General features: G+C 35.9%; 9 protein-coding genes. All 9 read right to left on the bottom strand.

The window, feature by feature from the left end; all coding sequences use genetic code 11:
* Positions 1–2: 2 nt before the first annotated feature.
* Positions 3–566, bottom strand: coding sequence for a helix-turn-helix domain-containing protein (locus QM746_RS10970; protein WP_414984260.1), 564 nt, complete (start codon positions 564–566; stop codon positions 3–5).
* A 115-nt stretch (positions 567–681) separates the two neighbouring features.
* Positions 682–1506: an RteC domain-containing protein gene (locus QM746_RS10965; RefSeq protein WP_414984259.1), complete on the bottom strand. Its 825-nt coding sequence runs from the start codon at positions 1504–1506 to the stop codon at positions 682–684.
* A 225-nt stretch (positions 1507–1731) separates the two neighbouring features.
* Entirely contained in the window at positions 1732–3771 is a 2040-nt protein-coding gene (locus QM746_RS10960; protein WP_414984258.1) for a heavy metal translocating P-type ATPase, read from the bottom strand.
* A complete protein-coding gene (locus QM746_RS10955) occupies positions 3771–4217 on the bottom strand; it encodes a methyltransferase family protein (RefSeq protein ID WP_198418292.1) in 447 nt (148 codons plus the stop codon). Before QM746_RS10955 ends, QM746_RS10960 begins: the two co-directional genes overlap by 1 nt.
* 165 nt (positions 4218–4382) lie before the next feature.
* On the bottom strand, positions 4383–5669 hold the full coding sequence (locus QM746_RS10950; RefSeq protein ID WP_414984257.1) for an efflux RND transporter periplasmic adaptor subunit: 1287 nt from the start codon (positions 5667–5669) through the stop codon (positions 4383–4385).
* 6 nt (positions 5670–5675) lie between these two features.
* The gene (locus QM746_RS10945) at positions 5676–10043 is read right to left on the bottom strand and encodes a CusA/CzcA family heavy metal efflux RND transporter (protein ID WP_414984256.1); all 4368 of its coding nucleotides are present in this window, start codon (positions 10041–10043) and stop codon (positions 5676–5678) included.
* A gap of 234 nt (positions 10044–10277) precedes the next feature.
* Positions 10278–10604 carry a DUF6660 family protein gene (locus QM746_RS10940; protein WP_274779629.1) on the bottom strand — a complete coding sequence of 109 codons (327 nt, stop codon included), beginning with the start codon at positions 10602–10604 and terminating at the stop codon, positions 10278–10280.
* A 59-nt stretch (positions 10605–10663) separates the two neighbouring features.
* Positions 10664–11071: a Fur family transcriptional regulator gene (locus QM746_RS10935; protein ID WP_414984255.1), complete on the bottom strand. Its 408-nt coding sequence runs from the start codon at positions 11069–11071 to the stop codon at positions 10664–10666.
* Between the two features lie 6 nt (positions 11072–11077).
* Positions 11078–11416, bottom strand: a complete 339-nt coding sequence (locus QM746_RS10930) for a hypothetical protein (RefSeq protein ID WP_185229390.1) — start codon at positions 11414–11416, stop codon at positions 11078–11080.
* Between the last annotated feature and the right edge of the window lie 73 nt (positions 11417–11489).

Genomic DNA, 11489 nt, shown 5'->3' with positions numbered 1-11489 from the left:
ACTTACACTTTATCCAACGGTTTTCTTTTATCCTCTTTAATCTGTTTGAAATGGCTTGGTGTTAGCCCGGTAACTTTTTTAAACTGGTTACTCAAATATGCCACGCTCGAATAATTTAGGCGGTTCGCAATCTCACTTAATGACAACTCATCATACACCAACAATTCTTTGACTTTCTCCACCTTTTGGGCGATAAAGTATTTTTCAATGGTTTTACCCTCTACCTCTGAAAACAGATTGGACAGGTAATTGTAATCGTGATGCAATTTGTCACTCAATACATCGGAAAGGTTGGTTTTTACATCACTATCCTGATGGTGTACCAGGTCAATGATAATGTTCTTTATCTTTTCTATTATCCTGCCTTTTTTATCGTCAATTACTTCAAATCCTAATGGCTCTAAAGTTTTGGACAAATTCTCTTTTTCCAGAGATGTTATTTCTTTGGAAAGAATAACTTCGCCCAGTTTTATATTTTTAGCATCTAATCCCAGTTTTTCCAATTCGTTTTGTACCACCATAATGCAACGGTCGCAAACCATATTTTTAATAAAGATTGTATTCATATTTATTTACTGACTACGTTTAGTATTTAATACATAAGCAATAAACAAATTTACAATTTAAGTTTAATTACTCTGACTTCTTGCCAAGAGGAATAAAGCCTGTGTACATATATACTTACTGTTTTTCATCTTGTTCGTCCATTTTCTTTATCAGTGCTTCACACAGCCTGTCGAGGAATTTCGTTCGGTTTATTTTGCGGGCTTTAAGTTCCATAAACGTATGGTAAAAGTCGCCTAACTCTATATTGAAGGCATCTTCAAACGTTTTGGCTATCAATTTTATTTCTGTATTCCCATTGTTAAATGCACCGTGGGAGTACAGTGCATAAATGAGTTCCGTGAGTGCAGTTTTGCTTGCTGTCCATATCAACGAATTATCTGAAACCTTTTTAACGTTGATGTTATTTAACCTGTCTTCCAAATATACCTGTATCAGGTCATTAGCAATTATCTTGGCAACCTTATAATCGTGCGAAGTAGAAAAGCGATGGTCTGCCTCAAAATAAAAAGTGTCTAACCATAGTCTTATATCACACTTACCCCTTACAAACAACTTCTCGTCTATAAAGGAATTGTTGGTTCGGTAGTATTTATAAAATTCGAGATTGTTATCAAAGAACCTTTTAAGTTTATTCAACTCCTCATTAAGGTATTTTCTAATTGGCTTTGCTCCGTAAGGTTTCTTTGTTTCTATTTTATAAATGGCGTTATAATAAATGAGTTTCGAAACAATAACTGGCTTTTGATGTTTAAAAAAACGAATTTCCTCATCAATATTTATAAAATCCCTCTTTAGGACAAATTGCTTTAGTTTGGATAGAGAACTAACAATAATGACTATCACGGCTTCAATTCTTTGAATAGGGCAATCAGTTTCAATCTCCAGTTCGTTGATTGCCAATTCCAACTCATAAAGCGTTTTCTTGTAAAATTTATCCATACATTAGGGCTTTTTATCGTTGCTAACGAAGAAAAACATTCGCAACAAAATATTAAACAATGAATTTTAGGATTATTCCTAAAATTCATTGTTGGTTTAACATAGCGGAGAAAAGCAATCACTGTAATACAGATTTTATCGTGGTACAGTCTAAATCAATCAATTTAAAACATACATACTTTTGAAATATCATATTCTGCAGTGATTAAATAAAATTTATAACTGTTAATAAAATTTCATCCGTTGTATTCTTACTGCGTTTAGTATAGCCAATAAGGCAACCCCAACATCGGCAAAAACAGCTTCCCACATAGTCGCTAAGCCCCCAGCTCCTAAAACTAGTACAATAGCTTTTACTCCGAATGCTAAAGCTATGTTTTGCCAAACTATTTTTTTAGTTTGTTTTCCAATATTAATTGCCATAGGTATTTTACTCGGTCTGTCGTCTTGTATCACTACATCCGCCGTTTCGATGGTGGCATCGCTTCCTAAACCGCCCATAGCAATACCAACATCACTTAATGCCACAACGGGTGCATCATTCACGCCATCACCGACAAAGGCAACTGTTTCATTTTTGGTTTTGATTTCTTTTACTTTATTTACTTTATCTTCGGGTAATAAATCGCCAAATGCATTATTAATGTTCAATTTTTCTGCAACAAATTTTACAACAGTGGTTTTATCTCCACTTAACATTGTGGTTTTTACACCTAATTCTTTGAGTTTATCAATGGTTAGCTGTGCATCTTCTTTAATACTGTCGGCAATCGTGATATAGCCGACAAACTTTTTATCATAAGCCACTGCGATTACTGTGTAAACAATGCTATTGGGGTCAATGCCGTAAGGGATAGAGAATTTATTCATCAGTTTAAAATTTCCTACCAATAATTCTTTGCCATTTATAATAGCTCTCAACCCGTGTCCTGCGATTTCTTCTGTATTCTCTAGTTTGATTTCGTTGTTTATTTTTCCAACATATTCGTGAATGGCAGTTGCAACAGGGTGTGTACTGTGGCTTTCTAATGCATTTACCATTTGTAAAATTTCAGCTTGATTAAAATCATTGTCAAAAACTACTTCCTGCACTTTAAAAACGCCTTCGGTCATTGTACCTGTTTTATCCATTACTAGATTTTGGATATTAGCAATTGCATCTAAAAAGTTGCTTCCTTTAAACAAAATTCCATTTTTGGAAGCTGCTCCAATTCCACCAAAATAACCCAAAGGAATACTGATAACCAAAGCACAAGGACAAGAAATAACCAAAAACACCAATGCTCTGTACAACCACTGACTAAATACATAATCGCTCACAAAAAAATAAGGAATTATGGTAATTAGCACTGCCAACAATACAACAATCGGTGTGTATATTTTTGCGAATTTTCGAATGAATAATTCTGTTGGTGCTTTTTGTGCAGTGGCATTTTGTACCAATTCCAAAATTTTAGAAAGTTTGCTATCAGTATAAGCAGTCGTTACTTTTACCTGTGCAACGGTCGTTAAATTTATCATTCCCGCCAATACGGTTTCACCTTTGGTTTTGGTGTCGGGCTTACTTTCTCCTGTTAGTGCTGCTGTATTGAATGAAGCGGTTTCGGATAATAATTCTCCATCTAGTCCTAATTTTTCTCCGGGTTTTAATTGAATTATATTGCCAATACTTGCGGTTTCTGCTTTTATGGTCTTAGCTTGATTATTTTCTAAAATAGTTACTTCATCTGGTCTTTGATCGAGCAACGTTTTAATATTTGCTTTAGCTCTTGTTACTGCCAAAGTCTGGAATACTTCGCCAACGGCATAAAACAACATTACAGCAACACCCTCAGGGTATTCGCCAATGGCGAAAGCTCCGATAGTGGCAATGCTCATCAATAAAAACTCTGAAAATACATCGCTTTTGCGGATGCTCTCAAATGCTTCTTTAATTACAGGAAATCCAACAGGTAAATAGGCTATTGCATACCAAATAATTCTTACCCAACCTGTAAACCAGGATTGCGGTAGCCAATTATCAAAAGCAATAGCAATCATCAGTAAAACAAAACTGATAATGGCAGGTAAAAACATTTGAAAGGTAGATTTGTCGGTACTTCCGTGGTTGTGACCGTCATCATCGCTGTGTTCGTGGTTGTGACCGTCATTGTTGTGATGCTTTTCTAATAATTTTTTAGCATTAGCATCGGTATATATTTTTTCTTCCTGTGGTGTGCAGCAAAGCTGTTTGCCTTGTGCATCGTATTTATGTTTGTGTTCCATTAGAGTAGTCTTTTAGTTGTTTTTTTATAAATTAAATATTGTTCTCCGTGTTGTTTTTCCAAAAACTCTTCTTCCAGTCTTATCTGAATTTGAATAACGATATAGGTAGTAAGCATCAGGAAAAATGTAAGTGTATTGGGTAGTATAAAAAATATTCCTGCAACACTGATTATCATTCCCAAAAAAATCGGGTTCCGGCTGTAAGAGAATAATCCTTTTGTGATTAATTCGGTTTTGTTATTTTCATCAATACCGACACGCCAACTGTTACTCATTTGATATTGCGCTACTGAAATCCATAGTAATGAAAGGTGTATCAGTATTAATGCAATGATTAAAAACACGTCTTTCATTAAATAAGAAATCGGTACTAAATATTGATACATTTTATCGCTGAACGAATAGATGAATACCGCAACGAAAAGCAATGCTATCAATACTTTCATCACAAAACCGATATAGTCGTGTGCAATATCTGTTTTGCCAAAAGTTATGGGATTGATGCCCGTTTGCTTGTAGGTTCGGTATTATGGTAGCACAAAAGCTACCATAATATACAACACCAAATACACCGGCAAATAAAATTTTAACCAAACCATAGCGTTCAATTTTTAATGTTCGTGACCACCTGTATTGCTTAGTTTTGCATTGACGAAAAACGCACCTTTAACTACAATTTTAGCATTGGCAGGAATTTCATTTACAAAAGTTACAGCGGTGTAACCCATATCAGATACGCCTTTCAGCACTTCTACCTTTTCAAAATTCTTAGCAGTTTTATCTTCTTTATGGTCTTTTTCTTCGCCCTCTTTGTGGTCGCCTTCTTTTTCGCCTTCTTCGTGATGGGCTTCTGCTTCTTTATTGGTTTGTACAAAAATGTAGTATTTACCATCGGCATTTACAATCGCATCATTGGGTACAGCTGGAGTTGTTACATTGCTAAGACTGACAATACCAGTGATGTTCATTCCATCAATTAAACCACTTTTATTACCATTTACACGACAATGAACGGCGATGGTTTTGCTCTCGTTTTCAAAGGATGAACCAATGCTGAAAACTGTAGCATCATACTCAGCAGTAGGATTATTGGTTAAAGTAAAATGAATAGTTTGTCCAACTTTTACCTGTGGTAAATCTTTTTCAAACACCTGTAAATCTAAATGCAATGAACTGTTATCTACAATTTCGATAACCGGCGAAGAAACATCTACATAACTTCCAATTTTGGCAAAAACGTTGCTAACCGTACCATTCAGCGGACTGGTTACGACCAATGCGGATTTTAAATTTCCGTTTGATACCGAACCTGGATTGATGCCCATTAATTGTATCTGCTGTTGCAAGGAAGCTCTGCGGGTTCTTAAACTGCTTAATTCGGCAGTAGCACTTTGCAGATTTTTCTTTGCACCTGCATTGCCTTCATTCAGTTCTTTTTGCCTTGCTAATTCCTGTTCTGCAAACGTAATTCTGCTTGCTGTACTCAAATATTCTTCCTGCAATTGGATGAACTGCGGATTGGCAATGGTTGCAATAACCTGACCTTTTCTTACATAATCTCCAATTTGAACTTTCAGTGTTCTTATCACACCGCCATACAAAGAAGTGGCGTTGGCTTTATTGTTATTGGGAACTTTCAGATTTCCGTTTGCTTTGATGGTTGCTGTTAATTCCTTGTGTTCAATGGTGCCTAATTGTATGCCTACCGTTTTTATTTGTTCTTCGGTAAGTGTGGCAATGGTTGGCGTTTCTTCCTCGTGTGGTGCTTCTTCTTTTCCTGCAGTTTTGGTTTCGGCAGATTTATCTTCTGCTTTCTTATCATTTTTACAGGCAGAAAAAGCAAATAGTAAAACAGCTATGGCTGTCATCAACGTGATTATTTTTATATTGAATTTCATTTGTACTTATTGATTGATGAATGAATAAATATTGATTACAGATTGGTTGACCTGCTGAATACTTTTGAGGTAATTCAACTGAATATCGGTTGCGGTTTGCAAGGCAAAAAGATATTCTACATAACCGATGTCGCCTGTTTTGTAACCTAATTGTGCTGCTGAAACAATTTCTTTAGCATTAGGCAAAGCTTCTTGCTGAAAATAATTGAACTGCTTCATATCCTGCTGGTATTGCAACAAAGCATTTTGCATTTGCGTTGCCAACGTTCTCTGTTGCTGTTGTGCATTGGCTTCGGCTGCTTGCTTTCTATAATCCAAAGATTTTATTCTGGCTTTGGTAGCACCGTAAGTAATGGGAATTGCAATGCCGATGTTTACAGAATTAAACCGGTTTCCGCCATTGAAAAACTTCTCAGCTCCATTCACATTTTGAAAACCAATTAAAGACTGATTGACATACCCAATCGTAAAATCGGGTAAACCTTGTGCCCGTTCTACTTTTTTGGTTTTTTCCGCAATAACTGCTTCCTGATACAAAGATTGAATAGCAGGATGATTGGCTACTGCATCATTATCCAACAAATTTGAAATTTGTAAAGGCTGAAAATTTCCATTTCCTGATATGGTAAAATCTTCTTTCGTATTCATCAATGTTTTCAGATTGGCAACGGCATTATTTAAGAAAACTTCATTTTGTTTTAATAACAAATTGATTTCGCCTTTCTTGGCTTCTGCCGTACTGATGTCCACTTTTTTGGTATCGCCCGTTTTGTAACGAAGCTTTGCAATGCCTATGAAATTGTTGTACAAACTGTCTAATTCCTGTAGTTGTTTTTGATTGTGTTGCAAGTACAAAATTTGATAATAATAAGTACGTACTTGGTTTTTTAATTCTAAAACACTCAAGTTCTTCTGCAATTCTTTACCTTTAATTTCAGCATTAATCAACTCCTTTTTTGCTCCGAATAATGACGGAAAAGGAATGGTTTGTGACACCTGAAAAGACTGGTCGAATTTGGTGCTGTTGTATTGTCCCAACTGTGCATTAATATCCAACTTAGGTAATTCTCCGGCTGTTTTTTTCAACGCTTTGCTGGCATCAATTTCTAAATCTGAAGCTTTAATGGCTTGATTATTTTGAAGCGCAATATTTATCGCATCATCAACACTTGATAAATGCTGTGTTTGTGCATTTGCTGTAAAGCCTGTTAATGACAGAAGCAATACAATGATAGTTGCAATAGGTTTCACTTTGGGTTTTCTTTTTAAATTAATTTTTGAATTGAAAATGATGTAGAGTAAAGGCAGAACGAACAGCGTAAGGAAAGTTGCCGTAACCAAACCACCGATTACTACGGTTGCTAAAGGTTTTTGAACTTCTGCACCTGCACTGCTACTTAGTGCCATCGGTAAAAATCCTAAGCTCGCAACGGTTGCCGTCATCAATACAGGTCGAAGTCTTATTTTTGTTCCTTCGATTACTCGTTTGAAAACATCTTTTATTCCTTCTTTTTCCAATTGGTTGAAAGTGCCTATCAATACAATTCCGTTAAGAACGGCTACACCAAACAAGGCGATAAAACCAATTCCTGCACTGATGCTGAAAGGCATTCCACGAAGCATTAAAGCCAATACGCCACCAATGGCGCTCATCGGAATTGCGGTAAATATTAAACCTGCTTGCTTAAAGGAACGGAACGTGAAATAGAGCAACACAAAAATTAATAACAAGGAAATAGGAACGGCTATCATTAATCGGTTACTGGCTTCCTGCAAGTTTTCAAATTGACCGCCATACGTGAAATAGTACCCCGGTGGTAATTTTACCTGTGTATTTAATTTTTGTTGAATTTCTTCTACCACACTTTGTACATCCCTATCTGCAACGTTGAATCCGATTACAATTCTACGTTTTCCAGCTTCACGGCTTATTTGTGCCGGACCTAACTTATAATCAATATTTGCTACTTGTGATAATGGTATTTGATTACCTGTTGAAGTGGGTATCATCAGATTATTTACATCTTCTATACTACTACGATATGTACTGTCTAAACGTACGACCAAATCAAACCTTCTTTCGTTTTCAAAAACTACTCCTGCACTTTTACCTGCAAACGCAGTGCTTACCACGTTGTTCACATCTTCCACTGTTATTCCGTAATTGGCTAAGCGAGTACGGTCATATTCCACATTTATTTGCGGTAAGCCACTCACACGTTCTACTTGTGGAGATGTAGCGCCTTCTACTGTTTGTATAACCTTACTAACCTTATCAGCATTCAAGGCAAGCGTATCTAAATTTTCTCCAAATATTTTTACTGCAACATCTTGCCTAATACCTGTCATCAACTCATTGAAACGCATTTGTATTGGCTGGTTCTTTTCGAAAAATACACCAGGTATTGCTTCTAATTTTTCATTGATAGCATCTGCCAATTCATCATAACTTCTGCCACTTTTCCATTCACTTTGCGGTTTTAAAATAACCATTAAATCTGTCGCTTCAGGTGGCATTGGGTCGGTTGGTACTTCTGCGGCTCCGGTTTTGCCTACTACCATTTTTACTTCGTCAAATTCTTTAATAATTCTTGAAGCTTGCATTGAGGTTTCTATACTCTGGCTCAATGAACTTCCTTGTGGCAAAATGCAATGAAAGGCAAAATTTCCTTCCTGTAACTGTGGTATAAATTCGCCACCCATTCGGCTGAATAAAAAAAGGCTAAAAGCAAATATGGCAACGGTTATACCTACTAGCCAATATTTTATTCTGATGGCTTTTTCTAACAATGGCTGGTATTTTCTTTGTAGCCAATTCATCATCCTATCCGAAATAGTTTCTTTGTGTACTGGCTTCTTAGATAGGAATAAAGCACACATCATCGGGATGTAGGTCAAAGACAAAATCAACGCTCCAAAGATTGCAAAACCTACTGTTTGTGCCATTGGCCGAAACATTTTTCCTTCAACACCCACCAAAGTCAAAATAGGAATGTAAACGATTAGGATAATGATTTCACCAAAGGCTGCACTATTACGAATTTTGGAAGCTGAGGTAAATACTTCATTATCCATTTCTTGCTGTGTGAGCCTTTGTGTAGATTTCCTTAAACCTAAATGATGCAATGTGGCTTCTACAATAATTACCGCACCATCTACAATTAATCCAAAATCTATTGCTCCCAAACTCATTAAATTGGCACTTACGCCAAACACATTCATTAAAGCCAAAGCAAACAGCATTGCCAAAGGAATAGCGGATGCTACTATCAATCCCGCTCTAAAATTCCCCAAGAAAAGAACCAAAACAAAAATGACAATCAATGCACCTTCTATCAAGTTTTTTTCTACAGTACTCATTGCTCGGCCAACTAATTCTGTACGGTCTAAATAGGGTTCAATAATTATATCTTCGGGTAAGGATTTTTGAATAACTGGTAATTTCTCTTTGATGCGATTTACAACCTCATTGCTGTTTTCGCCTTTCAACATCATTACCACACCGCCAACTGCATCTACTTCGCCGTTATAAGTCATTGCGCCATATCTTACCGCACTTCCAAATCTTACATCGGCTACATCTTTAATAAAAATAGGAATACTGCCACCGTCATTTTTTATACTGATATTTTTTACATCATCCAATGAAGTTACCAAACCGATACCTCGGATGAAATAGGCATTCGGTTTCTTATCAATGTATGCACCGCCTGTATTTTGGTTATTTTTTTCTAATGCAGTAAAAATGTCGGTAACACTTACCCCCATAGCTTTTAAGCGATTGGGATTTACTGCTACTTCGTATTGTTTCAGTTCGCCACCAAAACTATTTACTTCGGCAATTCCGGGAGTTCCATATAATTGCCTTGCTACAATCCAATCCTGCATTGTGCGTAGGTCTTTTGCATTGTATTTTTTTTCACTGCCTTTTTTCGGATGGATGATGTATTGATAGACTTCTCCCAATCCGGTACTTACTGGTGCAAGTTCTGGCTTGCCAATACCTTTAGGTATATTTTCCTCTGCTTCTTTTAGTTTTTCGTTGATAAGCTGACGGGCAAAATAAATGTCTACTTTATCTTTAAATACTACTGTAATTACCGATAAGCCAAATCTTGAAATACTCCTTGTTTCTTCTATATCTGGAATATTGGCAATGCTTTGCTCAATAGGGAAGGTTACTAATTGTTCTACTTCTTGTCCTGCCAATGTGGGGCAAACCGTAATTATTTGCACCTGATTATTAGTAATATCGGGTACGGCATCAATGGGTAGTTTTGTGGCACTCCACACTCCCCAAATGATGAGTAACAAGGTCATTATCCCAATGACGAGCTTGTTTTTGATGCTGAATTTTATAATGTTATCTAACACGTGTATCTGTTTAATTTTTTGATAAATAAATTATTACCTCTTGCCATAAGAAGCCAACAGATAATCAAATAACTATTGGATGAAGTGGATAATGCCTGTAATTATTTCTATAAACAAACATTCATAGAAAATACATAACACGAACACGCTAACAGTACCGTAAAGCCAATAAAAGGCATACAATTACTGAGGCTTGCAACAAACCATCAATAGCATTAAGAAAATCTGAAAAAATTAAACAGTAAATTTGGGAGGATGCCAAATACTTCCTGAGTAGAAGGAAATTAAAGTAAAATCACGAAGTGTAATTTTTTTAACAACAATAGTGGGTTTAGGTTGCTTGATTTCAAAAGGTTTGAAATGGTAAGTAGCAATACTTATACTACAACAATTGCAATAACAAAAAGAACTGCAATTGTCATCGCTATCTTGATTGTGGTCGTGAGATTGAACGGTTTCAATTTTAGGAATGGTATCCTCACACTGATTGCTTCCATCGCTACAAGGCAATGAAGAAAGTACCATCAGGTAAAAAGTCCATATTGTGATTATCCATCTCATTTATAGTGCAAATATAGAAAAATAATCCTTGCAATCCGATTGCAAAGTTTCATAGTATTTTAGTTGCATCTGTCACATCGTCCTTTGAGTACCAAATTGATACCTTCTAATTTAAAGTTTTGTGGAATATTGATGTTTGGAATTTCCGTATCGGTAAGACAAAAAGTTCGCTGGCACTTGGAGCAATGAAAATGTGTATGCTGTTCTGAAGGTTTGCAACTGCACCCAGATTGGCAAAGTGCATATTTCGCAACTCCTGTTCCGTCGTCAATAGTATGGATAAGTTTGTGCTCTAAAAAAGTTTTCAGCGTTCTGAATAAAGTGACATTATCAGCTTTTTCAAATTGCTCCGCCAATTCTTTATGACTTACTGCATATTGTTGTTTCAATAGCTTTTCTGCTACCAACAAACGCATAGCGGTAGGCTTTATGCCTCTTTGGTTTAAAATTTTTTCTAATTCTGTCATTCTAATTCAAATTTCTATTGTCCAATCATTGTTATCATCTTCGTTAACTGCTATTTGCTCTATGATGCTATTTGCTACACTGTCGGAGTAAGTGCCATAGCCATTTACGAAAATACCTTTTGCTCCGTCTTTTTGGTTTCTCATTGCATACAAGATAGCTTCATCTTCCAAGTCATTCAGTCCTGTAAAACGATAAATTTTATCAATAACTATGTCACTTAAATTGACCTTTTCACCTCCTGTTTTATATGAGATATTTTCTTCCAATAGGTTAAAATCTTCAGTATAACCTCTTAGTCTTAATATTTCAATTACCTCTGATAATGTTTTTTCTGTTGATGCCATAAGTTATTCTTACAATTGTTTAAAAATAATTAGTAAAACCTACTGATTTTTTATGTGATTTATATAAAATGCG

Origin of the sequence: Cloacibacterium sp., from assembly GCF_047601505.1 — a bacterium.
GTDB lineage: Bacteria > Bacteroidota > Bacteroidia > Flavobacteriales > Weeksellaceae > Cloacibacterium.
The sequence above is the reverse complement of the archived record's forward strand: the minus strand, read 5'-3'. Positions and strand labels throughout refer to the sequence as shown.

Coding starts and splice junctions, on each gene's coding strand:
- QM746_RS10930 (WP_185229390.1), bottom strand. CDS start 11,416: ATGGCATCAACAGAAAAAACATTATCAGAGGTAATTGAAATATTAAGA.
- QM746_RS10960 (WP_414984258.1), bottom strand. CDS start 3,771: ATGGAACACAAACATAAATACGATGCACAAGGCAAACAGCTTTGCTGC.
- QM746_RS10935 (WP_414984255.1), bottom strand. CDS start 11,071: ATGACAGAATTAGAAAAAATTTTAAACCAAAGAGGCATAAAGCCTACC.
- QM746_RS10940 (WP_274779629.1), bottom strand. CDS start 10,604: ATGAGATGGATAATCACAATATGGACTTTTTACCTGATGGTACTTTCT.
- QM746_RS10965 (WP_414984259.1), bottom strand. CDS start 1,506: ATGGATAAATTTTACAAGAAAACGCTTTATGAGTTGGAATTGGCAATC.
- QM746_RS10955 (WP_198418292.1), bottom strand. CDS start 4,217: ATGAAAGTATTGATAGCATTGCTTTTCGTTGCGGTATTCATCTATTCG.
- QM746_RS10950 (WP_414984257.1), bottom strand. CDS start 5,669: ATGAAATTCAATATAAAAATAATCACGTTGATGACAGCCATAGCTGTT.
- QM746_RS10970 (WP_414984260.1), bottom strand. CDS start 566: ATGAATACAATCTTTATTAAAAATATGGTTTGCGACCGTTGCATTATG.